Raw genomic sequence first — 24,505 nt, 5'->3', positions numbered from 1 at the left:
ATTCCTTATCTGGCAACGGTAGCCGCTGCCTAATCCTTATTACAATTCCAAGAAGTTCTGAATCAGCTTAGAGCCAGCTTTCGAAGATCGCTCTGGGTGGAATTGAACACCATAATAATTGCCACTTTGCACTGCGGCAGTGAACGGATTTCCGTAATCACATTGTGCGATTGTGTAGTCACCCACTGGCATTGCGAAGCTGTGTACAAAGTAGAAGTACTCGCCCTCTTCAATATCTTTGAATAGAGGGTGGTTAGGTGTCGCGGTTACTGTGTTCCAACCCATGTGTGGTAATGGCAAATCACCAGTTTCAAGTAAACGAACTTCGCCATCACACAATCCTAGGCATTCAACTAACTCGTCAGCTTTTTGGCCTTTCTCTTGAGACAGTTTGCCTAACAGTTGCATACCTAAACAGATACCCAGCAGAGGCTTCTCTACTTGTTTCACAAGGCTAACAAGGTCACGCTCTTGCAAGTTCTTCATTGCCTCACTTGCTGTACCTACACCGGGTAGGAACAACTTGTCCGCAGCAAGAACAACTTTTGGTTCTTTTGAAATTTCAACGGCATAGCCCAGGCGTTCAATAGCAAACTTCACTGAGGAAACGTTGGCACAACCAGTATCAATAATAACGACTTTTTGATCTTTCATTGTTTTTCCTTGCTAACGTTAGCCTTACAGAACGCCTTTGCTGCTTGGTAACTCATTACCTTCAACTTTGATTGCTTGACGAAGAGTACGACCAAACGCTTTGAACAGACTCTCAATAATGTGGTGATCATTATTACCAGCTGAAGAAAGGTGCAATGTACAAGCCAATGTATCGGTTAGAGAGCGGAAGAAGTGAACCACCATCTCTGTTGAAAGGTCACCCACTTGCTCGCGGCTAAACTTAGCATCAAATTTTAGGTACGGACGACCAGATAGGTCTAACGCACACTGAGCTAAACACTCATCCATAGGCAGGCTGAAACCGAAACGGCCGATACCACGTTTATCGCCTAATGCATCTTTAAGCGCTTGGCCTAAAGCGAGAGCGGTATCTTCGATTGTGTGGTGATCATCAATGTGTAGGTCGCCCTTCACAGTCAGGTTCATTTGGAAACCGCCGTGTGTCGCGATTTGATCAAGCATGTGATCGAAGAAACCCATGCCAGTATCGATCTTGTTACCACCAGTTTCATCAAGGTTTACGGCTACCTTAATGTCAGTTTCTTTCGTTGTACGAACCACTTCAGCAACACGAGCATTAACCGTTAAATCTTTAACGATCTGTGGCCAGTTGAGTGTGCCTTCCGTTTCTGCATCCGGGCCGTATTGGATACCACGAATTGCCATGTTCTCAGCAAGTTGAAGATCCGTCATTCGATCGCCAATCACAACAGAGTGTTGGAAGTCGACTTTGCCGCCTTGTAGGTATTCTTTAACCATACCCAGTTTAGGCTTACGGCAAGAGCAGTTGTCTTCGTCAAAGTGAGGGCAAATAAGCACATCGTCAAACTTAACGCCTTGAGACTCAAAGAACTCCATCATCATATTGTGTGGAGCATCGAACTCTTCTTGTGGGTAGCTATCTGTGCCTAGACCATCTTGGTTAGTCACCATCACTAAACGGTAACCCGCATCTTGCAATGCCAGTAGGCTAGGGATCACTAGCGGTTCGAATTTTAGTTTGTCTAAACGGTCTACTTGAAAGTCGACTGGTGGCTCAACAATTAAGGTGCCATCACGGTCTATAAAAAGTATTTTCTGTTGTTTACTCACTTGAACTTCCTTTTAATTTTAAATCTGCTGGCCTAGCTAAAATCAAACGCTAACCCAAAATATTGGTTTCATTTGCCAGTCTGTTTTTAATCAACTCAGACTGACAAATGTTATTAATGGTAAGCCTTTCGTTACTGAAAAAAGTTACGAATGAATCCAAGTGTCTTTTCGCACTCTTCGCGGTTACCAATACTAATACGAACACAGTTTTCAATTGGCGAATTACGCAAGATGATGCCCGTGTCCCATGCCGCTTTAAACAACTCATCGCCGTTCGGGAATTTAACCAGCAGGTAGTTACCCCAACCATCAAATACCGTCACTTGAGGCATACCCAACAAACCAGCTTGCAAATACGCTCGGTTAGCACTTAAATCCAAAACTTGGAACTTCGCTCGCGCAAGCCCTTGTTCAGAAAGCGCTTGAACGGCAATATCAGCAACTGGAATTGGAACTGGGTAAGGCGCAATCACTTTCAACAGTACATCGATAAGCGCTTTGTTCGCCAGCGTAAAGCCACAACGTAAACCCGCCAGAGCAAAAGCTTTCGACAAGGTACGCAGAATCGCAAGGTTCGGGTATTGCTCAAGCAAGTCGACCGTTGACGCTTCTGGACAGAAATCGATATACGCTTCATCCATCACCACAATCGCTTTGTCTTGCGTCATTTCAAGCAGTTTGATGATGTCTTTGCGATCAACCAAGTTACCCGTTGGGTTATTTGGGCTACAAACAAATACTACTTTCACGTTATCTAGTTGAGCTTCAATAGCAGGAAGATTCAATTGCCATTCAGCCGTTAAAGGCACAACCTTGCGCTCAACACCAATCGTCTCGGCACTGATAGCATACATACCGTAAGTCGGAGGGCAGTACAGAATCGAATCTTCGTTCGGCTCGCAGAAAGCTCGAATCAAAAGTTCGATACCTTCGTCAGCGCCACGAGTGGTCAGCGTTTGCTCTGATTTCACGCCTGCATATTGAGCGTAAGCATCGATCAGCTCTTTAGGCTGGCACTCGCTGTAGCGATTAAGACGAGACAAGTTTAGGTTGTACTCGTTATCAAACGGAGATTCGTTAGCGTTTAGCCACACATCTCCGCTGCCACCAATGCGTCTTGCAGACAAGTAAGGTGTAAGAGCCTGAACTTGTTTTCTTGCTAACTTTTCCATGCCCAACCCTTATTTCGCTTTATTTAACTTTTCAATTCGGATGGTCACAGCTCGTTTGTGCGCATCCAAACCTTCGGCTTCCGCCATTGTGACTACCGTTGGCGCTAGGCCTTTCAAGCCATCAGCCGTTAACTCTTGTACCGTCATACGCTTAGAGAAATCAGCCAAACCTAAACTTGAATAGGTTTTGGTATAGCCGTAAGTAGGAAGAACATGATTTGTACCTGATGCGTAGTCACCTGCAGATTCTGGAGACCAGTCACCAAGGAAGATTGAACCGGCATTGTCTAACAACGGCAGCAATTCACGTGGGTTCTTGGTCTGAACAATCAAGTGCTCTGGACCGTAGAAGTTAGAAATCGCAATCGCTTGAGTGATCGATTCAGCAATGATGATTAGGCTTGAAGCCAATGCTTGCTGAGCGATGTTCGCACGAGACAGTTCTTTCAGTTGCTTCTGAACCGCATCGGTTACTTGGTCGGCAATAACTGGCGATGGTGTTACTAATACAACCTGTGAATCTGGGCCATGTTCAGCTTGGCTCAGTAAATCAGCAGCAATGAAGTCAGCATCCGCAGTTTCGTCTGCAATTACCATCACCTCCGATGGGCCTGCCGGCATATCAATCGCAGAACCACGGAAGTCATTGCTCACTTGGCGCTTAGCTTCCGTTACGTACGCATTACCAGGACCGAAAATTTTATCTACTTTAGAGACACTCTCCGTACCGTAAGCCATCGCAGCAACGGCTTGACCACCACCTACATTGTAAACCTCATCGATTTTACAAAGATTAGCGACATACAAGATTTCATCCGCGATTGGCGGAGGTGAACAAAGCACAACCTTGCGGCAACCCGCGATTTGAGCAGGTACACCTAACATAAGAACCGTTGACGGAAGTGGCGCGCTGCCACCCGGAATATAAAGTCCAACAGTATTAATAGCGCGTGTCACTTGCTCACACACAACGCCTGGCTGTGTTTCAACCTTAATTTGCTGCGGCTTCTGAGCTTCGTGAAACTTAGCAATATTGCTATAAGCTTGCTCTAACGCTTGCTTCATTTCTGGTGTTAAACGAGCACATGCCTCTTCAATCTCAGTCGATCTGACTCGAATGGATTCTGGAGTCACACGATCGAACTTTTCAGTCAGTTCTTTAAGTGCGGCATCGCCTTCATTTCGTACTTTTGCAATAACATCAGAAACAGTCGCTGTGATGTTTGCACCTTCAGTAATAGCTGGACGCTCTAGTACCGAGTCTTGCTGTGATTCACTTAAAGATTGCCAAACAACGGTTCTCATCGTCACTACCCCATCATTTTTTCGATTGGTAATACTAGAATCGAGCTTGCACCCAACTCTTTCAGCTGTTCCATAGTTTCCCAGAACAAGTTCTCGGTACTTACAAGGTGAACGGCAACTTTGTCTTTGTCTGTTGATAGTGGAAGAACAGTAGGATCTTCAGCGCCAGGCAATAATGCTTTGATTTGCTCTAGCTGAGATGTTGGAGCGTGAAGCATGATGTACTTCGACTCTTTCGCTTGCTGAACACCTTGCATACGAGTCAATAGCTTTTCAATTAATGCTTCTTTGTCTGCATCAAATTCGCCAGTGCGTTGAATTAACGTTGCTTTAGATTGGAAGATAGCTTCTGCTTCTTTTAGGCCATTCGCTTCTAGCGTAGCGCCTGTAGAAACCAAATCTGCGATGGCGTCTGCTAGGCCTGCGCGAGGCGCAACTTCAACCGAACCCGTTAGCATACAAGCGCTGAATTCAACACCCTGCTCATCCATGTAGGCTTTCAGTAGTTGTGGGTAAGTTGTCGCAATACGTTTGCCTGCTAGATCTTGTGGGCCGTTGTATTCTTCGTCTTTGTTAATCGCGATAGAAAGGCGGCAACCACCGAAGTCTAAACGACGTAGTGTGCGAAACTCTGATGGCTCTTTTAAAGCAACACGGTCTAGGCGAACTTCTTCTAGTTCATTTTCACCGATGAAACCAAGGTCAACCACACCATCCATGATAAGACCTGGGATGTCGTCATCACGAACTAATAACAAGTCGATTGGCATATTTAGTGAATGAACAACTAAGCGCTCACCCATGATGTTAAATTTAACACCACATTTTTTAAGTAGATCTTGGCACTCTTTACTTAAGCGACCTTTCTTTTGAATTGCGATTCTTAGGCGTTGTGTCTGCATTGCTGTATCCCTGTGCAAATATTTGAATTTATTGATTATTTAAAAGTGCTAAAACTAAAAAACCCTCGGAAGACTTTGTCGTCCCGAGGGTTTAAATCTAAATTCTTTGACTTAACCTCCGGGAGAATTCTTGCTCCCGGGTATACGTAAATCTCCCCGAAAGACTAGATAGGGTGATGATGGTGATGAATGTTCATTACTAATTTACGCATACTTATCAGCTCTTAGGTTGTTTGCTGTCTTGTCTCCACACTAACTAAGCTGACACCCTTTTTCAACCATTTATTCGAACTTTTTTCACGAAATTTAAAATTAAATTAACGAGCACAAAAAAAGGGAGGCAAACGCCTCCCTTTTCATTATTCAATCAAGTGATGATTAGCTTTTGCACGTCGACATTTTACAACGTGAGAAATAAGCCAATGCAAAACATACTGCCACAAACGTTAGAGACGCTGCCCCGAATGCGATGCCAGTTGATGATGTCATACCTAGAGTGATGAAGCCGATACACGATACGAACGCCACAGACAGCGCATAAGGAAGCTGAGTCGATACGTGGTCAATGTGGTTACAACGAGCACCTGTAGAAGACAGAATCGTTGTGTCTGAGATTGGAGAACAGTGGTCACCAAATACAGAACCAGCAAGAACCGCACTTAACATCGGTAGAATCAGCGCGATGTCAGAAGCTGCAGCCATGTCACCCGCGATAGGAAGCATGATACCGAACGTACCCCAAGATGTACCTGTCGAGAATGCCATTAGGCCAGCAAGAAGGAACAAAATAACCGGTAGCCAGTGGTAATCAATGTTGCCAGTTGCTAGAGATGATAGGTACGAACCTGTTTTCATGTCACCGATGACAGAACCGATAGTCCAAGCGAACACAAGAATCAGGATAGCGCCAAACATAGAGCTAGCACCGATCCACATTGTTCTTGCGATATCAGACATTGGTAGCTTTTGCTTAAACACTGTCGCTAGCGCAACAAGCAGACCTAAAACACCACCGTAAACAAGAGACTTGCCTACATCTGTATTTTCGAACGCACCAAGCAGGTTGAATGCTTGACCGTCAGCAGTCAGCGCTTGACCACCGGTGTAAAGCATTGCTGCTACCGTCGCTACGATTAACGATACGATTGGCATAACGAGATCAGAAACAGAACCGTTTTCGCTCTCTTGAATGTCTAGCTCTTCGTTTAGATCGTGCGCTTGCTTTTGATCGTTGTCGCCTTCAAAGCCACGGCCTTGAGATGCTTCGATCTCATGTTCACGCATCTTACCAACGTCTAGACCGAACCATGCAACGGCAAATACCATTAATAGTGCGAACACAGCGTAGAAGTTCATTGGGATAAGACGAACGTAAGCACCCAGTGCAGAATACTCTGTTACACCGTGTGTCACTAGGATGCCACCAATAATAGTGATGATGTAAGCACCCCAGCTAGAAGCCGGCATAATTACACACATTGGAGCAGCGGTAGAATCTAGAATATAAGCTAGCTTAGCGCGAGATACGTAGAAGCGGTCTGTTACAGGGCGAGAGATAGCACCTACCGCTAAGCTGTTGAAGTAATCATCAACAAAGATGAATACACCTAAAAACGCAGCAAGTAGTTTTGAACCACGTTTGCTCTTAACACGAGACTGTGCCCACTCAGCGAATGCGCGAGTACCACCAGAGAGTGTAAGTAATGCAGTTGTCATTCCGAGAATAATTAGGAATGCGATGATGCTCATGTTCCAAGTGTTAATGCCACCATCTTCGATGAAAACACCAGATGCTTTAGTGAACACGTAACTAGCTGCGTTACCTACTGAGTAGTCAGCAAGTAGAATCGCACCCATAAAGATACCAACACCTAAGGAAACCAATACACGGCGGGTAACAATTGCTAAAGTCAATGCAACCAAAGGAGGAAGCAGCGATAAAGGCGATGTTGCAAAATCTATTAAATTCATGATCTTCAAAAACCAGTTTTTTATTTGGCTAGAGATCTACTGCAGACAAACTTGATACGGTTTATCAAGCTCATGTTGAACTAAGCGAAAGGGAAGTGAACACTTCACCCAACCCTACAGTAGCGCTCCATAGTTTAAAATTAAGACTATGGCAGTGTTGTACCTATTGAGCACAACCCCAGCAAATTGCTTAGATATACAATTTACTTCGGCAATTAGACCTTTCATTCCCGCTCATTGGCATCACCCCAACGAAAACTACTTTTTATAATTGCGCCTCTACGTGCGATAACATTATTAACTGTGTAAACCAGAGTTTAACAACAAATTAACCAAAGCATCGCATCAGGTAGCCGCAATTGTACCCATCAAGAGCAACAATGCAACATATCATTCCGACAAAAATGTCTTTTTGTTAATGAACTAATCAATAAAAAAATAGTCTACATATAACAATTACTCCACCAGTCACATATCGATTTTTAAGATAATCTTAATAATTATTATAAATTCATCAAAAGTGAGTCGTTTCTTTTTCAACTATTCATCTCACTTTTATATTTAAATAACCAATACAAGAAATACTATTTGTTTTATTCCTAGGCTCTGTTTATTATTAGGAGGATTATTTAGTTTACCTTGATGGGAAATATCATGTCTGAATTAACAAAAACACTATTAAATATCCGCAGCCTTCGTGCGTTCTCACGTGAATTAACTCTTGAGCAACTTGAAGAAGCGCTAGACAAGCTGACTATTGTTGTACAAGAGCGTCAAGAGTCTGAAGCTGAAGAACGTGCTGCTAAAGCAGAGCAAGAAGCTAAGCTTTCTGCTATTGCTGAACAAATTGCAAAAGACGGAATTGATGTTGCAGATCTTATTGCTGCACTTTCTGGTGAAGCAAAATCTAAAACAACTAAAGCTAAACGTGCTCCTCGCCCAGCGAAATACAAATACGTAGACGCAAACGGCGACGAGAAAACTTGGACAGGTCAAGGTCGTACGCCTTCAGCTATCCAAGAACAACTAGATACTGGTAAATCTCTAGAAGAGTTTGCTCTTTAAGGCATCGTGTTTGCTAAGTGAATAATCAATAAAACACTAAGCAATAGAATTAATATTAAGTCGACTAAAGTATTATTTACGGCTTCAATATATTCAGAAACAAAAAAGGCTCCTTTCGGAGCCTTTTTTATATTTCACTATTAGAAATATAAATGAAAAAGATAAAAATATCTTATCTTTCCCAGTATGCTTCTTCTAGACTATCTTCTCTTTCAGGAAGGCCGCGAGACAAGCGAGGAGAGTGCTGAACCAACACTTCATAACTTGCACGGTTTGAATATTTACAAACTTGTGAGAAAGATGAATACGTTAAAAATGCATGTTGGTGCTTGCTAGAATTCGGTACATTTTCTTTATGATATTTATTTGCTGCCATATCATGTAATAAAGCCGACAGCGCCGCATCCCCTGCACCATTGGTATTCTTGATCTTTTCTGGACCACCCATGTAAGGCGCGATATGCGAATAGATTTTCGTTGGGTTGTCACATAACTCTTTATGTGCAGGACGGCTAAACTCATAGCGGTTAAATTCTGCAATCGAGCCTGGTAACAACGGCAATGAAGTTTCACGCTTCACCGCGTCTTCAGTATAACCCGCCATGAATAAGCCAACAGGGCCTGCCGTACATAGAACTAAGTCTACCCACTCTAGTGCTTTGTCTGAAGCAGCAAGAGGATCGCTTTCTCCGGTTAAGGCTTCAGCTTCGTCTTCATTCATTGCAACAACAGTGACGTGCTGTTCAAGGAAATCTTTCCAGAACTCTGGATCATCTTGAATAACGAACTTAGTACCAAGAGTTAAAACAACAGGCACATCGTATTTCTTCGCGTATTCGATAGCTTTCATTGTTGCTTCAGGCATAGGGTCACCTGGTTTACAACGAACTAAATACGCCGTTAACACTAAAGCAGAAGCACTTTTAAAAATTTTCTCAGGGATGCTTTCTGGTTTTAATTGGTTCATTTGTCCTTCGCTAATTGCGAAAGTACGTTCACCATCTTCTGTAATTAATGCAAAGCAGCGACCAATTGCGCCATCTACCCCTTGTAAATGGTTCAGATCCATTCTGCTTGATGTATTACATAAATAGCGGTAACCGTAGCTACCAATCTTAATATCTTGGCTCATTACACCCAATAGCGTTGAACGGTCGTCCGCCAATACTGAATAGTTGTGTAATGTATTACCAATTGTGCCACCAGCGTATTCATTGGTAATCAGGCACTGTTCTTTTAATTCTTGATACAAGGATTCAGCAGCTTCATCACCAATAACCAGTGAGTGTCCCTTACTTAGGCCATATTTTTCGATTAGCTCAGAACTCACTTTCGCTTCAATATCCACCAAAGTTTGGTCAATACCGATAATATGAGTACGTGACATTCTTTTGCTAGTTTGAGCTTGGCTTACTAAAGGATCACGAGCGTGAACCGGAAAATAGTGCTTTGATTTACGTTGTCCAGGGAATTTCATAAGGCTAGTCTAAGTCAAGGGGAAATAGGTGGCGGATTCTACCGCGCTATATTTAACGCGGCAATCTTTCAAACTATAGCAAACGTTTGCGAGGCTATTTTTTTATTCGCCTTCCATAAAGCTTAAGTCAGGTAGCATACCCAAATGCTCGGCGTAACGTTTTTGATTAAACTCAGCGCCGTTTTTCATTACGTCAAATACTTCAATAGCCAGTGCACATGCCATAGCCGCAATCGCCTCTTCACGAGGAGTTCCTGTCATCATTAAACGCATCAGCGTCTCTTTCACTTTCACAGGTTGGCCATCTTCAAGTTGGTTTTCGATAATCTCGATCAACTGTTCTTCTTGCATAAACTCATTTTGTTCAGACATTTTTTATCTCAGGTCTTGGATTTCGAGCGACTATGCCACATATAGATCTGACATCCTAGCGAGTCTCCTCGCGTTCATGCGATTCTCTAACGAATTCAGCGCAATATTTGTGCAAATGAAACTGTGATTCCGGTCTCGGATCTGTCGCGGTGTTTCTCTTTCTGTTAGAATCTGCGACCAAGTAATAGTAACGGTGTTTAGACATGTCAGATATCAGCTCTGGAAACAGCGAAAAGAAAGTAATTGTCGGTATGTCCGGCGGTGTAGATTCGTCAGTATCGGCGTATCTTCTTCAGCAACAAGGCTATCAGGTAGAAGGCCTTTTCATGAAAAACTGGGAAGAAGACGATAACGAAGAATACTGCACGGCAGCTGAAGACCTTGCTGATGCTCAAGCGGTATGTGACAAACTAGGTATCCACCTTCACACTATCAACTTTGCAGCAGAGTACTGGGATAATGTATTCGAGTACTTTCTTGAAGAATACAAAGCGGGTCGTACGCCGAACCCAGATATCCTTTGTAATAAAGAAATTAAATTCAAAGCATTCTTAGAGTTTGCGGATGAAGTATTAGACGCAGACTACATTGCTATGGGTCATTACGTTCGTCGCACTTTCCCAACTCAAGAAGAGCTAGACGCTGGCGTAAAACCAGAAATGCTACGTGGCTTAGACGGCAACAAAGACCAAAGCTATTTCCTATACACGCTAAGTTCAGATCAAGTGGCACGCAGCCTATTCCCAGTTGGTGAATTAGAGAAGCCTGAAGTGCGACGCATTGCTGAAGAGCAAGACTTGATCACTGCGAAGAAAAAAGACTCAACAGGTATCTGTTTTATTGGTGAGCGTAAGTTCACAGAATTCCTTGGCAAATATCTACCGGCTCAACCAGGTAACATCGAGACACCTGAAGGCCAAGTTATTGGTCAACACCAAGGTTTGATGTACCACACGCTAGGTCAACGTAAAGGCCTGCATATCGGTGGCACCAAAGGCGGTGGCGGTAATGAAGACCCATGGTTTGTTGGTGAAAAAGACCTTAAACGTAATGTTCTGATCGCGGTACAAGGTAAAGACCACCCTCTTTTAAAATCAGAAGGTTTGATCGCTTCTCAGCTTCATTGGGTAAATCGCACACCAATTACTGAAGTTATGACATGCACGGTAAAAACACGTTACCGTCAGACTGATATTCCTTGTACAATCATCCCAATTGACGATGATAACATTAAGGTTATCTTCGATGAGCCGCAAATCGCAGTAACGCCAGGCCAGTCGGCTGTGTTCTACCAAGATGAAGTATGTCTTGGTGGTGGTATCATCGAAAAACGCATCTAACTAATCAAACAAAACGATAGAAAACAACTAGGAGTTACTACGTGGCTAATACACTTTATGACCGTACTATTGCTTTCGCTGGAATTTGCCAAGCTGTGGCTTTGGTTCAACAAGTAGCGAAAGATGGCCGTTGTGATAAAGATGCCTTCGAAGCTTCACTCAATGCCATTTTAAATACTAACCCAGCGAACACTGTGGGTGTATTTGGCCGTGAGGCGAACCTAAAGCTAGGCCTTGAATGCTTAGTAAAAGGTATCGACAGTACTCCTGCTGGTAGCGACATTACTCGCTATATCATCAGCTTGATGGCGCTTGAACGTAAACTATCTGCTCGTAATGACTCTATGTCACAGCTTGGCGATCGTATTCAAACTGCAGAGCGTCAAACTGAGCACTTCGATCTGTTTGACGAGCAAATGATCAGCAACCTTGCGAGCATCTACTTAGATGTAGTGAGCCCTATTGGCCCTCGTATTCAGGTTTCTGGTACGCCAGCAGTACTTCAACAGACATCGAGCCAGCATAAGGTTCGTGCTCTGCTGCTATCAGGAATTCGAAGCGCTGTGTTATGGCGTCAAGTTGGCGGCAAACGTCGCCACCTTATCTTCGGTCGCAAGAAGATGATCGAGCAGGCTCAAATCCTGCTAGCTCGCATGTAATTTATTAGCTCGCGCCTCGTCGCGAGCTTGTTTTTTGTACCAACACAATTCTCACGCAAACGATTGCGCAATATGCGTGACAATTGAGATTGTTACTGGTATAAACCTCTCAAAATTTAGAAAACTCAATTCAGGAGAACACCATGGAACTGTCAGCATTGACTGCTGTTTCACCAGTAGACGGCCGTTACGGAAGCAAGACTGTTGCATTACGCAGCATCTTTAGTGAGTTTGGCCTACTAAAGTACCGCTCTATCGTTGAAGTTCGTTGGTTACAAAAGCTTGCAGCTACAGATGCAATCAAAGAAGTACCAGCGTTCAGTGCAGAAGCTAACCAGTTTCTTGATGAACTAGCTGCTAACTTCAGTGAAGAAGATGCTCTACGTATCAAAGAGATCGAGCGCACGACTAACCACGACGTTAAAGCGGTTGAGTACTTCTTGAAAGAGAAAGTTGCTGGCGTTCCTGAACTTCACGCTGTAAACGAATTTATTCACTTTGCATGTACTTCTGAAGACATCAACAACACCTCTCACGCGCTTATGCTTAAAGAAGCTCGTGATACAGTGATTCTTCCAGAAATCCGTAACGTAATTGATGCTATCAAAGCACTTGCGAACGAGTACCGTGATATTCCATTACTGTCTCGCACACACGGTCAGCCAGCTTCTCCTTCTACAATGGGTAAAGAGATGGCTAACGTTGCGTACCGTATGGAACGTCAATACAAGCAAATCGAAAACGTTGAGATCCTAGCGAAAATCAACGGTGCTGTAGGTAACTACAACGCACACCTTTCTGCATACCCAGAAGTTGAATGGCACCAGTTCAGCGAAGAGTTCATCACTGAATCTCTTGGCGTAACTTGGAACCCGTACACAACTCAAATCGAACCTCACGATTACATCGCTGAGCTGTTTGATGCTGTTGCTCGTTTCAACACAATCCTTCTGGACTTCGACCGTGACGTTTGGGGCTACATCGCTCTTGGTCACTTCAAGCAGAAGACTATTGCTGGCGAAATCGGCTCTTCTACAATGCCGCATAAAGTTAACCCAATTGACTTCGAAAACTCTGAAGGCAACCTTGGTCTAGCGAACGCAGTATTTAGCCACCTAGCACAAAAACTTCCAGTTTCTCGCTGGCAGCGTGACCTTACTGACTCTACAGTTCTTCGTAACTTAGGTGTTGGTGTTGGCTACGCAATCATTGCATACACTTCGACTCTGAAAGGTATTAGCAAGCTAGAAGTTAACCGTGCTGCGCTACTTGCTGAACTAGACAAGAACTGGGAAGTATTGGCTGAACCAGTACAAACAGTAATGCGTCGTTACGGCATCGAGAAGCCATACGAGAAGCTAAAAGAGCTAACTCGTGGTAAACGTGTAGATGGCGAAGGCATGCGTGCATTCATCGATGGTCTTGAAATCCCTGAAGACGAAAAAGTACGTCTAAAAGAGATGACGCCAGCGAACTACATCGGTCAAGCAATCGAGCTAACTGACAAGCTGTAAGATTCGAAGTTCGAATCACAGAATAGACAAAGGCTTCCCATGTGGAAGCCTTTTTGTTGCGTAGAACAAATGTCTCGAACCGTAGTCCCTAAGTAAACAACAGTCGTCAATCAAACCTGACTTATCCTACTCACCTCCCCCATTCAAATACTGCAAGCCACATTAGACAGACATCCTTAAACGCCAAGATCAAAAAAGGCCTCCCGAAGGAAGCCTTTAGAATACATATTGCCGCTTAACGACAGCAGCTTGTGTTAGAAATTACATGTTACGTAAAGACGCAATACGCTTATCTAGCGGTGGGTGGCTCATTAGAAGCTCTGTTAGAGACTTCTTACCGTTGATACCAAATGCCATCATAGAACCTTCTAGTTGTGGCTCATGGCTCACCTTTAGGCGCTCTAGCGCTGCAATCATCTTCTCTTTACCTACTAGGTTCGCTGCACCTGCATCGGCATGGAATTCACGATGACGGCTGTACCACATCGTAATGAAGCTTGCTAAGAAACCAAATACCAATTCCAACACCATAGACACACCGAAGTACACCATCATGTTGCTGCCGCCCTCTTCTTCGTTGTCATTCGACGCAACAATGTTGGCGATGAAACGAGATAGGAAGATAACGAACGTGTTCACTACACCTTGCATTAACGTCATGGTCACCATGTCGCCGTTCGCGATGTGACTCACTTCATGCGCTAATACTGCTTCAGCTTCATCACGCGTCATGTTGTGCAGCAGGCCTGTTGATACTGCGACCAATGAATCGTCACGCTTAGCACCCGTCGCGAATGCGTTGATGTCTGGCGAGTCGTAGATCGCTACTGTTGGCATACCAATACCAACTTGTTGAGATTGACGGCTTACCGTCTCCATCAACCAATGTTCTGTTTCGTTACGTGGGCTTTCAATGACCATGCCGCCTACTGAGCGTAGCGCCATTTTCTTTGACATCATTAATGAGATGAATGAGCCGCCAAAACCAAACACCGCAGCCATTAACAACAAGCCTGAAAGGCTTCCTGGTTGCATACCTGTGACTGCATATACAATATTAAGAACAACACTTAGTACCAATACAACCGCAAGGTTGGTTGCAAGGAACAACATTACTCGCTTCATTACTTATCTCCGCATGAAAGCTGTTTTTATAAAACTTATTGTTATAGACAAGGCAGACAGCAATAGATTCCAACCTTGAAGACTTATACTTACTTATACATATAGTCTTAGATTAAGAAAACAAGGTTAAGCATTAAATTGCAACATTTGATTACGAGATTGTAGATGAGTTAATCACGGTCTATTAGACCTAAGTCGTATGGTGTCGATATAACAATCCGTTTACAGTGACCTCAGATGATTTATTGGCTAGTCCATGTACAAAAAGGGAAGGATCATGGTTGAAGGTACTAACACTCAAATGGCTATCGATTTACTGTGCTGTCACCTAGGGATTACTGAAGAAGAAGCAAAAAAGCAGATTGGGATCCTAACACCACAAACGGCACAGACAAAAATCACAGAAACACAGCAAGCACTAATGGGACTGACAAAAGAACATTAATCCCGAGCTTGCTGGATTAAAAGACCGGTTGTTTATCAACTTATGGTCAAAGGCTTAAAATAGCAAAAGGGCTGCAATCGCAGCCCTTTTCTTATTTAGTACACAAGGTGAGAATTAAAGCGCAAGCAAAGGCTGCACATCAATGTACTTACCAATGTTCTTAGACTTTGCTCTTGGTACGTAAGGGATTTCACCTAACTTCGGCGCACCTAGCTTGTCTTCAAGCATCGCAATAATATCAGCATAATGTTCAGTGCCTGGATTAATGCGGTTCGCTACCCAACCTACTAGGTTTAGACCATCTGCACGAATCGCTTCAGCAGTTAACAGAGCGTGGCTCAAACAGCCCAGCTTAATACCAACAGTTAGGACAACTGGAAGCTGCTCTTTCTTAACCCAACTAGATAAGTATTCGTCATCTGAAACGGGTACACGCCAACCACCAGCACCTTCAACTAAAACGATGTCAGAGTTTTGCTTATGCTCTTCTAGCTTCGCTGATAATACCGCTTCATCAACCACGACACCGTCATGCTTAGCTGCGATATGAGGTGATGATGGTAGCAACAATGCATACGGGTTAACGTCTTCGTAAGCAACATCTTGCGTCGCAGCTTCTTGAAGGTGCAATGCATCACTGTTACGTAACCCTTCAGGGTATTGTTCACACCCTGCAGCAACTGGTTTATAACCAATTGTTGATAAATCCTGTGCGGCCAAAGCTTGAAGAATCGCTTTTGAAACCACAGTTTTTCCCACTTCGGTATCCGTACCTGCAATGAATAATGCATCAATCATAATTGAATAACCCCTAAACAAACTTGATATGTTGCTGGTAAGAAACCTTGATGGTTTTTAAACTCTCGATATTCCCGTTCAACAAGCTGCAACATGCGGCGACTTGTTAAACCTTGTGAGCGACCACTTACGTGATTAGCGCCGATACCTTTAAGGTCGCGCATCAGTTCAAACGCAGTGTCGTACCAAACGGTGATGGTGGGCAAGTCTAGTTGATGAGCAGTACAGCTAGATTGCGCTAACGCAATTTTTACCTGATTGATTGTAATAAAATGGTTAACGTGTTGATGTGCGTCAATTTTGGACCATGATTTTTCCAACTCAAACAGTGACCCATCAAGCAAAGTTGAGAAAATCACACGTCCACCTGCCGCTACAACGCGCTTCATCTCCTTTAAAGGTGACGATAAATCATCACACCATTGTAACGCTAAGCTTGAAAAAACGATGTCAAAACACCCATCTTCAAACGGTAATTGCTCGGCGTCGGCTTGTTGATATAAAGAGACCGATACACCACAACGTTGCTCTGCCCTTTCTAACATTCCAACAGAAAGATCAGCACACACCACTTCAGCACCACGCTTCAGCATCTGCTCAGAGAAGTAGCCAGTGCCACAACCTAAATCAAGCACCTTTAAACCTGAGAGGTCTCTCGGTAGCTTATCCAGTAGTCGGTGGCCGACATCGCGCTGAAACTCAGCGTGTTTATCATACGTTGTTGCTGCTTTACCGAAGGCTTCGGCAATCGCACTCTTATCTTGGCCTACGTAATTATGCACTACTGCTTCTTGTGACATTTACTGAGCCTCTTTCTTTAATTCAACGCTTGATTCTATGCTTGGTTTGCTTCCAGAATCGTTGCTTCGCTCTATTGCTTGAAGCAACGAGTCAGTTAACTGAAGAATCTGTTCCTGACTGTGATTGGCCGTTAACGTAATTCGTAAACGAGCAGTCCCTGTCGGAACGGTTGGTGGCCTTATCGCTGTTACCCAAACTTGGTTACGCTTTAATTCTTCGGCAATAGATAATGCAGCTTGGGCTTCGCCAATAACGAACGGCTTGATTGGGGTCTGAGTATCAATAAAGCCTTTCACGCCACTCATCTGCTCAGCATATAGGGCGCCAAGTTCTGTCAACTTCTCACGACGCCACTCTTGCGTCTGAATCATCTTACAAGCATGAGACAAAGCCACCGCTTGTGAAGGGGGTATCGCTGTCGAATACACATGATGACGAGCAAACTGAGTTAAGTAGTCACCCACCTCTGACGAACAAAGAATCGCAGCACCAGAAAGGCCAAATGCTTTACCAAAAGTCACCACCAAGATATCAGGTGAGATTTGTGCCGCACTGCAGCTCCCAGCCCCTTTATCACCTAATACGCCAATACCGTGGGCATCATCAACCGCCAACCAACTGTCGTATCGATTAGTCAGGTTAAATATCTGGCTAAGAGGCGCTTTGTCGCCATCCATGCTGAACACACCTTCAGTCACGACTAACGATTGTGGAGAGCGACTTAGTAAAGACTCGAGGTGCTGCGTATCGTTGTGCTTGAAACGTTTCATTGTCGCAGGAGAAAGCATCCCCGCTTCCATCAAAGAGGCGTGGTTAAGCTTATCTTGCAGTAGAGAATCGTCTTTCTCGAGCAGAGAAAACAACAAGGCTTGATTAGCACTGAAACCAGAACTAAAGAGAATGGCACGTTCAAAGCCAAGCCATTCACACAGCTGAGCCTCTAAATTTCGATGAGCAGGACTAAAGCCCGTGACCAATGGCGATGCTGCACTGCCAGCACCATATTGGGAAAGTCCGGTTTGCCATGCATCGACCAGTTCAGGATCGTTTGCCAAGCCTAAATAGTCATTACTCGAAAAGTTAATGAAGCGAGAACCTTCACTATTAAGCAAAGGGCTATTGCTGTTTTCGAGTACCTTAAGTTGACGAGTTAAACCTTGCTCACGGCGATGAGCAAGGGCACTTTTGATGCGAGATTTAAACAGTGGCATCGTAGAACATGTCATCTTTCGTTGGACGAGCAGCAACGCGCTCCACCACTTGATCTAACAGTTCGTTTTCTTGAATTTCATCAGGCTTCTGAGCCACTTGTTGGCTGTTGATACCTAACTTCTTAAACAGCTGCATATCCGTGTCTTCATCTGGGTTTGGTGTAGTCAGTAGCTTACAACCGTAGAAGATAGAGTTCGCGCCAGCCATGAAACACATCGCTTGCATCTGTTCATTCATATTCTCACGACCCGCTGATAGACGAACCGCAGACATTGGCATCATGATACGAGCAATGGCAATCAGTTTGATAAAATCGAAAGACTCAACATCGTCGACGTTTTCCATCGGTGTGCCTTTCACTTTTACGAGCATGTTGATTGGCACACTTTCAGGGTGTACAGGAAGGTTAGCAAGTTCAACAAGTAAGCCGGCACGGTCATTGGTGCTTTCACCCATACCAATAATACCACCAGAGCAGATCTTCATACCGGCATCACGCACGTGAGATAAGGTATCTAAACGATCTTGGTAAGTACGAGTAGTAATGATGCTGCCGTAAAACTCAGGAGACGTATCAAGGTTATGGTTGTAGTAATCCAAACCCGCATCCGCTAACTCACCCGCTTGATCGGGCGTTAACATGCCCAGTGTCATACAGGTTTCCAAGCCCATGCCTTTCACACCTTTAATCATGTCGGTAAGGTGAGGCATATCGCGCTCTTTCGGGTTTTTCCATGCAGCGCCCATACAAAAGCGAGTTGAGCCCGCATTCTTAGCTTTTAGCGCAGCATCCAAAACACGCTCTACTTCCATTAAGCGTTCTTTGTCGACATCCGTTCGGTAGTGAGCACTTTGAGGACAGTACTTACAATCTTCAGGACAAGCACCAGTCTTTATCGATAAAAGCGTACTCACTTGCACGTGGTTTTGCTCTTGGTACCGTCTATGAACGACTTGAGCTTCAAACATTAAATCCATAAACGGTTTTTCAAGCAGTGCTGTTACTTCAGCCACTGTCCAGTCATGACGAACTTCCACGTGTCGATCCTTTTTTATTATTTGATGTTGCATCTCTATTAATAGAGATTGCATTTATGCTTGGCTAGTCTACCGACAAGCTTTAGACTGTCAACACATTGATAATATCAAAAGTTTACATTTGGTTATTTTTTAATCACATAAAAAATGGAAGTTACTATGGATCTCGCCTTTGATCGCCAGCATATCTGGCATCCTTACACATCAACGTTAACACCTCTGACCTGCTACCCAGTCACCAACGCAGACGGTGTTTACCTAGAATTAGAAGGCGGAAAGCGAATTATTGATGGTATGTCATCTTGGTGGTCAACCATCCACGGCTACAATCATCCAGAGCTCAATGCTGCAGCTCACAGCCAAATCGATAAGGTTTCACACGTTATGTTTGGTGGTATCACCCACCAGCCCGCTATCGATTTGTGTAAAAAGTTGTTGAATCTAGTGCCAAGTAATCTAGAACACATATTCTTGGCTGATTCAGGTTCAGTGGCCGTGGAAGTTAGCCTTAAGATGGCACTGCAGTACTGGCACGCTAAAGGGCAACCTCGTTCAAAGTTCCTAACGCTAAGAGATGGTTACCACGGCGATACCTTCGCGGCGATGTCAGTTACCGATCCGGATAACTCGATGCATAGCCTTTACAAAGGCTTCCTACCTGAACATATTTTTGCTGATTCACCAAAGACTGGCTTTTGGGATGAGTGGAATTCAAGTGACATCAATAGCTTTCGAGCAAAGCTAACAACCCATCATGAAGAGGTTGCCGCCGTAATCTTGGAGCCAATAGTTCAAGGTGCTGGCGGTATGCGCATCTACCACCCCGAGTTCCTAAAACAAGTTCGCTTACTGTGTGATGAATTCAACGTATTACTTATCTTGGATGAGATTGCGACCGGGTTTGGCCGCACTGGGAAACTGTTCGCTTGTGAACATGCCGATGTTCGACCGGACATCTTATGCGTAGGCAAGGCTTTAACTGGCGGCTATATGACACTGTCAGCGACGCTTGCGAGCAAAGAAGTCGCGGACACCGTATGTGGCGGTGAAGCAGGTTGCTTTATGCACGGGCCAACCTTTATGGGTAACCCTTTAGCTTGTGCTGTGGGTGCAGCAAGTTTATCCATCATCGAGCAAGGCCATTGGAAAAATCAGACTCAACAGATTGAACAACTCTTTTCTGAGTTGCTACCGCCTCTACTCAAGCATCAACTGGTTAAAGACGTTCGTTGGCTTGGTGCTATTGGCGTCGTTGAAACTCACACGCCTGTCGATATGGAAACCATCCAAGCGCACTTTGTAGAGCAAGGTGTTTGGATACGCCCGTTTGGCAAATTAATCTATATGATGCCTCCATTTATTAGCGAACCTGAGCACATCGAGAAACTTGTTTCCGCTATTAATTGCGCATTAAAAGATCGCCACTGCTTTAAATAGAAGACAAAGCTATTACCTCTCCTTATTTTTTCATTTGCTATCAGCAATATTGAAGTTAGGGAGAGGTAGATTGATCATGATTATTATCGACAGTAGAACCATCACCTTCTAACGAAGTTGGCTGTCTTTACTTGCTCTCCGATTGAACAATGAGTGACGATGCGCAACGTGTTCAAACATGGACTGGCATCCAATACAGAAACGCACGCCTTTAATTGCTAGCCGTCTCTTTTCTGATATCTCATCACCGCACTCGTCACAATAATGCAAGCTTTCCCCACTTTGAATGTTCCCTCTTACACGAGAGATCTCATCATCAATGGTATTTTGAATTTGCTGACTGACGCTATCGTCACCTGCCCATCCTACGGCCATAAGTCCTCCTCTGTATTTGCATGAGAAAATTTGTACCTACTGCGGTAAGAGCGCATTATAACCATTTTTTAGTGATGTAATAATAACCAAAATTAGAGAAACACTATTACAAATGAGTAATGAAATTGGCCCTCGGCTTACTGCTCTCCGGTGTAACAGATAATAAAAAACCCAGCCGATTGACTGGGTTTTCGTATAACAGTTTTACTGATTAACCGATGTGCGTTACGCCGCCCATGTATGGTTGAAGTACTGTTGGGATAGCAATACGGCCATCAGCTTCTTGGTTGTTCTCAAGAATAGCAACCATAGTACGACCAACAGCAAGACCAGAACCGTTAAGTGTGTGTACAAGTTCAGGTTTCTTCTCGCCTTTACGACGGAAACGAGCTTGCATACGACGCGCTTGGAAATCCCACATGTTTGAACAAGAAGAAATTTCACGGTATGTTTCTTGTGCTGGAACCCATACTTCTAAGTCGTAAGTTTTCGCAGAACCGAAGCCCATGTCACCAGTACATAGAATCACTTTACGGTAAGGAAGCTCTAGAAGTTGAAGTACTTTCTCAGCGTGACCTGTTAGCTCTTCAAGCGCTGCCATTGAGTCTTCTGGCTTAGTGATTTGTACTAATTCAACTTTGTCGAATTGGTGCATACGGATAAGACCACGAGTGTCACGACCGTAAGAACCCGCTTCAGAACGGAAACATGGAGTGTGAGCTGTCATCTTAAGTGGCAGTTCAGCTTCATCAGTAATCGTGTCACGAACCATGTTCGTTACCGGTACTTCCGCAGTAGGGATAAGCGATAGCGTCTTAAGAGGTACATCACTTACTTGCTCAGTTAGCGGGCTTGTGTGGAACAAGTCTTCGCCGAACTTAGGAAGTTGACCAGTACCGTATAGGCTATCGTGGTTCACTAGGTACGGTACGTACATTTCAGTGTAGCCGTGTTCATCAGTGTGAAGGTCCAGCATGAACTGAGCAATAGCACGGTGTAGACGTGCGAATTTGCCTTTCATCACGATGAAACGAGAACCAGAAATTTTAACTGCGCTAGCAAAATCAAGACCGCCAGACATTTCGCCAAGATCCACGTGATCTTTCACTTCGAAGTCGTAAGTCTTAGGTTGACCCCAACGAGAAACTTCTACGTTGTCGTCTTCATCTTTACCATCTGGCACTTCTGCGTCAGGTAGGTTAGGAATCGACATTGTGATCGTTTCTAGCTCAGATTGAAGCTCAGCCAATGTTACTTTAGCTTGGTCTAGTTCTTCGCCTAAGTTGCCTACTTCTGCAAGGATACGCTCAGCTTCTTCATGGTCGCCTTTTGCTTTCGCTTGACCAATGGACTTCGATCGAGAGTTACGTAACGCTTGTAGCTCTTCAGTTTTCATCTGAAGGGACTTACGTTTTTCTTCAAGTTCACGAATTGTCTCTACATCAAGGGTGAAGCCTCGACGTGCTAATTTTGCCGCTGTTTCATCCAGCTCAGCTCGAAGTAATTTAGAATCCAGCATTGCTAATCCTATGCTTTAGTTATTTGAATATTCAGTAGATTGCTACTGAATCACTGCTAAACCCCTAAAACTGGCGCTATTTCGACCAATTTCAAACGATTTAATTGAATTTTTATGACTAGGTAACGATATCCAAAAAAGACTACTTTTCATAGCGTTTTTGTGGGCTTTTTGCGTCCAAATCCGCCAGATAATCTAGCTTCTCGCCAATTTTAGTCTCTAAGCCTCGTTTTGTTGGGAAATAGTATTGCTTCTCTCCCATTTCAGGGGGCAAATACTTTTCGCCAGCTGCGTAGGCACCAGGTTCGTCATGAGCATAACGGTATTCTTGCCCGTAGCCCATGTCCTTCATCAAAGTTGTAGGTGCATTTCGTAAATGATGAGGAACTTCATACTCAGGCAGATTGTGTGCATCCGTTAACGCTTGCTTCCAAGCGGTGTAAACGGCGTTACTCTTTGGTGCACACGCGAGATAAACAACCGCCTGTGCAATAGCACGCTCACCTTCGGCAGGACCAATTCGAGTGAAGCAGTCCCAAGCGGACATTGCGACCTGCATTGCTCTTGGGTCAGCGTTGCCAATATCTTCAGAAGCAATCGCCAGCAAACGTCTTACGATATACAAAGGATCACAACCCGCAGCAATCATTCTTGCTGACCAATACAACGCCGCATCAGGGTTTGAACCGCGAATCGATTTGTGAACAGCGGAGATCAAGTCGTACCAAATATCGCCCTTATTATCAAAGCGAGCGACTTTCTCCCCTGCTACCTCAGCCAGCAACTGTAACGTTATCGCTTTCTCGCCTTTGTCGTTGTCTTCTGCCATGTCATACAGCAACTCAAGATAGTTGAGCGACATACGTGCATCACCGTTGACCAGTTCAGCGAGGCGATCTAAGACGTTATCAGCAAAATCAGCCGTCACATCACCCAGACCGCGCTGTTTATCTTCAATAGCTTGGCGAATGACGAGAGAAATATCATCGGTATTAAGCGAAGTCAGCTTGTAAACACGCGCACGTGACAACAAAGCGTTGTTCAGTTCAAAGGATGGGTTTTCTGTGGTCGCGCCAATAAAGGTCACGGTGCCATCTTCAATGTGTGGCAAAAAGGCATCTTGCTGACTTTTGTTAAAGCGATGGACTTCGTCCACAAACAGGATCGTTCTGCGCCCTGCTTGTTTGTTTTCACGCGCTTTTTCAATCGCGATACGAATGTCTTTAACACCCGAGGTTACCGCTGATACGCGCTCAACTTCAGCATTCGCATAGTTTGCTGCCACTTCCGCCAGCGTGGTTTTACCGGTGCCAGGAGGCCCCCATAAAATCATCGAGTGAATATGGCCCGCTTCCAACGCTCTACGAAGTGGTTTACCTGGGCCTAATATATGCTGCTGACCGATGTACTGTTCGACAGTTTCAGGTCTCATACGAGCAGCAAGGGGACGAAAATCTTCGTCCCCTGCAAAATCTAAGCTGTAATTACTCAATTGCAATCTCTTGATTCGTTGATGGCATCTGTGCCTATCGACGTATTACCAAATGATCTGCTTCATTAGATCAGTTTCTTTGGTCGTCGACCTCGACACCTTCCGGTGCCACAAAAGTAAAGCGGTCTGCTGCAGGTTTACCTAAGTCAACATTGCTAAAGGTAAACTCACCTTTCTGACCATCTTGTTCAATCACGTTAAAGCCCTGAACAATGCCCTTTTCAGTGATCTTAATCTGGAAGTCGCCCTGATTAGAATCCACGGCTGTCGGTGTTAGCGTAAATTGGTTACCCGTTTGCGCGACATTGTAGTTGTCCCAATCGCTTTCTTGATTACGAGTCAGCAAGACAAAAGGTGTTTGTGATGTTGCTTGCTCTTGCCAGTAAATACTAACCTGCTCAATGAACGGGCTGTAGTACCACAAGCTTTGACCATCAGATACCAACACATTTTCATCAGGGAAAGTCGTTTCCCAACGGAATAAGCTTGGGCGTGCAATCTCAACAGTGCCCTCGCCTTCCATAACAACATCACCATCAGGGCTAGTCACGACTTGTTTAAAGTCGGCGCTAAAACCTGCATTCAATGATAAGCGGCTACTCAGTTCTTCTTTCGGAGAAGCCAATACTGAAAAGCTCATAAATAAAAGTGCGAATACTTTTTTCATCAATAATCCTGTTAGAACATACGTCGGTCATATTTTCGATTTGACCGACTTA

23 protein-coding genes, 1 riboswitch and 1 other annotated feature are annotated in these 24,505 nt (G+C 44.3%); of the genes, 6 read left to right on the top strand and 17 right to left on the bottom strand.

Going from position 1 to position 24,505, the window contains the following annotated elements:
* Window positions 1-39 precede the first annotated feature (39 nt).
* The 6 genes from hisH to M4S28_RS06655 all read right to left on the bottom strand — a co-directional run bounded on the left by hisH (window position 40) and on the right by M4S28_RS06655 (window position 7,117).
* Entirely contained in the window at window positions 40-654 is a 615-nt protein-coding gene (hisH, locus tag M4S28_RS06680) for an imidazole glycerol phosphate synthase subunit HisH (RefSeq protein ID WP_004734575.1), read from the bottom strand.
* A gap of 24 nt (window positions 655-678) precedes the next feature.
* On the bottom strand, window positions 679-1,767 hold the full coding sequence (gene hisB, locus M4S28_RS06675; RefSeq protein ID WP_004734574.1) for a bifunctional histidinol-phosphatase/imidazoleglycerol-phosphate dehydratase HisB: 1,089 nt from the start codon (window positions 1,765-1,767) through the stop codon (window positions 679-681).
* 131 nt (window positions 1,768-1,898) lie between these two features.
* A complete protein-coding gene (gene hisC, locus M4S28_RS06670) occupies window positions 1,899-2,939 on the bottom strand; it encodes a histidinol-phosphate transaminase (protein WP_017090070.1) in 1,041 nt (346 codons plus the stop codon).
* Window positions 2,940-2,948: 9 nt separating this feature from the next.
* Window positions 2,949-4,250: a histidinol dehydrogenase gene (hisD, locus tag M4S28_RS06665; RefSeq protein ID WP_249632547.1), complete on the bottom strand. Its 1,302-nt coding sequence runs from the start codon at window positions 4,248-4,250 to the stop codon at window positions 2,949-2,951.
* Entirely contained in the window at window positions 4,250-5,146 is an 897-nt protein-coding gene (hisG, locus tag M4S28_RS06660; RefSeq protein WP_029222074.1) for an ATP phosphoribosyltransferase, read from the bottom strand. The genes hisD and hisG overlap by 1 nt, the downstream gene beginning before the upstream one ends.
* Before the next feature lie 53 nt (window positions 5,147-5,199).
* Window positions 5,200-5,335 (bottom strand) — a sequence feature (His leader region).
* A 189-nt stretch (window positions 5,336-5,524) separates the two neighbouring features.
* A complete protein-coding gene (locus M4S28_RS06655) occupies window positions 5,525-7,117 on the bottom strand; it encodes a Na+/H+ antiporter NhaC family protein (RefSeq protein ID WP_029405871.1) in 1,593 nt (530 codons plus the stop codon).
* Between the two features lie 112 nt (window positions 7,118-7,229).
* A riboswitch (Lysine riboswitch) is annotated at window positions 7,230-7,407 on the bottom strand.
* A gap of 364 nt (window positions 7,408-7,771) precedes the next feature.
* Here M4S28_RS06655 and M4S28_RS06650 point away from each other — a divergent pair.
* Entirely contained in the window at window positions 7,772-8,182 is a 411-nt protein-coding gene (locus M4S28_RS06650; RefSeq protein ID WP_249632546.1) for an H-NS family histone-like protein, read from the top strand.
* 172 nt (window positions 8,183-8,354) lie between these two features.
* On the opposite strand, the gene M4S28_RS06645 is transcribed toward M4S28_RS06650, so the two are convergent.
* Window positions 8,355-9,659 (bottom strand): inosine/guanosine kinase, encoded by a 1,305-nt coding sequence (locus M4S28_RS06645; RefSeq protein ID WP_004734568.1) that lies wholly within the window; start codon window positions 9,657-9,659, stop codon window positions 8,355-8,357.
* 102 nt (window positions 9,660-9,761) lie between these two features.
* Window positions 9,762-10,031: a hypothetical protein gene (locus M4S28_RS06640; RefSeq protein ID WP_004734567.1), complete on the bottom strand. Its 270-nt coding sequence runs from the start codon at window positions 10,029-10,031 to the stop codon at window positions 9,762-9,764.
* A gap of 203 nt (window positions 10,032-10,234) precedes the next feature.
* Here M4S28_RS06640 and mnmA point away from each other — a divergent pair, with 203 nt between their 5' ends.
* The 3 genes from mnmA to purB all read left to right on the top strand — a co-directional run bounded on the left by mnmA (window position 10,235) and on the right by purB (window position 13,544).
* On the top strand, window positions 10,235-11,371 hold the full coding sequence (mnmA, locus tag M4S28_RS06635) for a tRNA 2-thiouridine(34) synthase MnmA (protein ID WP_004734566.1): 1,137 nt from the start codon (window positions 10,235-10,237) through the stop codon (window positions 11,369-11,371).
* A gap of 41 nt (window positions 11,372-11,412) precedes the next feature.
* On the top strand, window positions 11,413-12,030 hold the full coding sequence (gene hflD, locus M4S28_RS06630; protein WP_004734565.1) for a high frequency lysogenization protein HflD: 618 nt from the start codon (window positions 11,413-11,415) through the stop codon (window positions 12,028-12,030).
* A 143-nt stretch (window positions 12,031-12,173) separates the two neighbouring features.
* On the top strand, window positions 12,174-13,544 hold the full coding sequence (gene purB, locus M4S28_RS06625; RefSeq protein WP_065103839.1) for an adenylosuccinate lyase: 1,371 nt from the start codon (window positions 12,174-12,176) through the stop codon (window positions 13,542-13,544).
* A gap of 261 nt (window positions 13,545-13,805) precedes the next feature.
* Here purB and htpX read toward each other — a convergent pair whose 3' ends face one another.
* Window positions 13,806-14,669 carry a protease HtpX gene (htpX, locus tag M4S28_RS06620; RefSeq protein ID WP_010439977.1) on the bottom strand — a complete coding sequence of 288 codons (864 nt, stop codon included), beginning with the start codon at window positions 14,667-14,669 and terminating at the stop codon, window positions 13,806-13,808.
* 277 nt (window positions 14,670-14,946) lie between these two features.
* Between htpX and M4S28_RS06615 the strand changes: the two genes are divergently transcribed.
* The gene (locus tag M4S28_RS06615; protein WP_017078977.1) at window positions 14,947-15,114 is read left to right on the top strand and encodes a hypothetical protein; all 168 of its coding nucleotides are present in this window, start codon (window positions 14,947-14,949) and stop codon (window positions 15,112-15,114) included.
* 114 nt (window positions 15,115-15,228) lie between these two features.
* On the opposite strand, the gene bioD is transcribed toward M4S28_RS06615, so the two are convergent.
* Genes bioD through bioB form a run of 4 tightly spaced genes read right to left on the bottom strand, consistent with a single transcriptional unit; the run spans window position 15,229 to window position 18,963 of the window.
* Window positions 15,229-15,912 (bottom strand): dethiobiotin synthase, encoded by a 684-nt coding sequence (bioD, locus tag M4S28_RS06610; protein WP_004734548.1) that lies wholly within the window; start codon window positions 15,910-15,912, stop codon window positions 15,229-15,231.
* Window positions 15,909-16,712 (bottom strand): malonyl-ACP O-methyltransferase BioC, encoded by an 804-nt coding sequence (bioC, locus tag M4S28_RS06605; protein WP_249632545.1) that lies wholly within the window; start codon window positions 16,710-16,712, stop codon window positions 15,909-15,911. The genes bioD and bioC overlap by 4 nt, the downstream gene beginning before the upstream one ends.
* Complete coding sequence (gene bioF / locus M4S28_RS06600; protein WP_249632544.1) at window positions 16,713-17,924, bottom strand: 8-amino-7-oxononanoate synthase; 1,212 nt, start codon at window positions 17,922-17,924, stop codon at window positions 16,713-16,715.
* A complete protein-coding gene (gene bioB, locus M4S28_RS06595; RefSeq protein ID WP_102456034.1) occupies window positions 17,911-18,963 on the bottom strand; it encodes a biotin synthase BioB in 1,053 nt (350 codons plus the stop codon). Before bioB ends, bioF begins: the two co-directional genes overlap by 14 nt.
* 159 nt (window positions 18,964-19,122) lie before the next feature.
* On the opposite strand from bioB, the gene bioA reads away from it, so the two are divergent.
* Window positions 19,123-20,400 (top strand): adenosylmethionine--8-amino-7-oxononanoate transaminase, encoded by a 1,278-nt coding sequence (gene bioA, locus M4S28_RS06590; protein WP_249632543.1) that lies wholly within the window; start codon window positions 19,123-19,125, stop codon window positions 20,398-20,400.
* 108 nt (window positions 20,401-20,508) lie between these two features.
* Here bioA and M4S28_RS06585 read toward each other — a convergent pair whose 3' ends face one another.
* The 4 genes from M4S28_RS06585 to lolA all read right to left on the bottom strand — a co-directional run bounded on the left by M4S28_RS06585 (window position 20,509) and on the right by lolA (window position 24,453).
* Window positions 20,509-20,775 (bottom strand): DksA/TraR family C4-type zinc finger protein, encoded by a 267-nt coding sequence (locus M4S28_RS06585; RefSeq protein ID WP_004734553.1) that lies wholly within the window; start codon window positions 20,773-20,775, stop codon window positions 20,509-20,511.
* A gap of 211 nt (window positions 20,776-20,986) precedes the next feature.
* Complete coding sequence (gene serS / locus M4S28_RS06580; RefSeq protein WP_249632542.1) at window positions 20,987-22,294, bottom strand: serine--tRNA ligase; 1,308 nt, start codon at window positions 22,292-22,294, stop codon at window positions 20,987-20,989.
* 142 nt (window positions 22,295-22,436) lie between these two features.
* The gene (locus M4S28_RS06575) at window positions 22,437-23,792 is read right to left on the bottom strand and encodes a replication-associated recombination protein A (RefSeq protein ID WP_241907509.1); all 1,356 of its coding nucleotides are present in this window, start codon (window positions 23,790-23,792) and stop codon (window positions 22,437-22,439) included.
* Between the two features lie 64 nt (window positions 23,793-23,856).
* A complete protein-coding gene (lolA, locus tag M4S28_RS06570) occupies window positions 23,857-24,453 on the bottom strand; it encodes an outer membrane lipoprotein periplasmic chaperone LolA (RefSeq protein WP_004734556.1) in 597 nt (198 codons plus the stop codon).
* Window positions 24,454-24,505 lie beyond the last annotated feature (52 nt).

Origin of the sequence: Vibrio sp. J383 (assembly GCF_023503985.1) — a bacterium.
GTDB lineage: Bacteria > Pseudomonadota > Gammaproteobacteria > Enterobacterales > Vibrionaceae > Vibrio > Vibrio splendidus.
Note: the sequence above shows the minus strand (reverse complement) of the source record. Positions and strands in the feature narration are given on the sequence as shown.

Bases quoted from the DNA above. Each gene is read 5' to 3' on its own strand.
- bioF (WP_249632544.1), bottom strand. From the start codon at position 17,924: ATGCCACTGTTTAAATCTCGCATCAAAAGTGCCCTTGCTCATCGCCGT.
- bioA (WP_249632543.1), top strand. From the start codon at position 19,123: ATGGATCTCGCCTTTGATCGCCAGCATATCTGGCATCCTTACACATCA.
- M4S28_RS06650 (WP_249632546.1), top strand. From the start codon at position 7,772: ATGTCTGAATTAACAAAAACACTATTAAATATCCGCAGCCTTCGTGCG.
- lolA (WP_004734556.1), bottom strand. From the start codon at position 24,453: ATGAAAAAAGTATTCGCACTTTTATTTATGAGCTTTTCAGTATTGGCT.
- M4S28_RS06585 (WP_004734553.1), bottom strand. From the start codon at position 20,775: ATGGCCGTAGGATGGGCAGGTGACGATAGCGTCAGTCAGCAAATTCAA.
- hisG (WP_029222074.1), bottom strand. From the start codon at position 5,146: ATGCAGACACAACGCCTAAGAATCGCAATTCAAAAGAAAGGTCGCTTA.
- M4S28_RS06640 (WP_004734567.1), bottom strand. From the start codon at position 10,031: ATGTCTGAACAAAATGAGTTTATGCAAGAAGAACAGTTGATCGAGATT.
- M4S28_RS06655 (WP_029405871.1), bottom strand. From the start codon at position 7,117: ATGAATTTAATAGATTTTGCAACATCGCCTTTATCGCTGCTTCCTCCT.
- M4S28_RS06645 (WP_004734568.1), bottom strand. From the start codon at position 9,659: ATGAAATTCCCTGGACAACGTAAATCAAAGCACTATTTTCCGGTTCAC.
- M4S28_RS06615 (WP_017078977.1), top strand. From the start codon at position 14,947: ATGGTTGAAGGTACTAACACTCAAATGGCTATCGATTTACTGTGCTGT.
- purB (WP_065103839.1), top strand. From the start codon at position 12,174: ATGGAACTGTCAGCATTGACTGCTGTTTCACCAGTAGACGGCCGTTAC.
- serS (WP_249632542.1), bottom strand. From the start codon at position 22,294: ATGCTGGATTCTAAATTACTTCGAGCTGAGCTGGATGAAACAGCGGCA.
- bioC (WP_249632545.1), bottom strand. From the start codon at position 16,712: ATGTCACAAGAAGCAGTAGTGCATAATTACGTAGGCCAAGATAAGAGT.
- htpX (WP_010439977.1), bottom strand. From the start codon at position 14,669: ATGAAGCGAGTAATGTTGTTCCTTGCAACCAACCTTGCGGTTGTATTG.
- mnmA (WP_004734566.1), top strand. From the start codon at position 10,235: ATGTCAGATATCAGCTCTGGAAACAGCGAAAAGAAAGTAATTGTCGGT.
- hisC (WP_017090070.1), bottom strand. From the start codon at position 2,939: ATGGAAAAGTTAGCAAGAAAACAAGTTCAGGCTCTTACACCTTACTTG.
- hisH (WP_004734575.1), bottom strand. From the start codon at position 654: ATGAAAGATCAAAAAGTCGTTATTATTGATACTGGTTGTGCCAACGTT.
- bioD (WP_004734548.1), bottom strand. From the start codon at position 15,912: ATGATTGATGCATTATTCATTGCAGGTACGGATACCGAAGTGGGAAAA.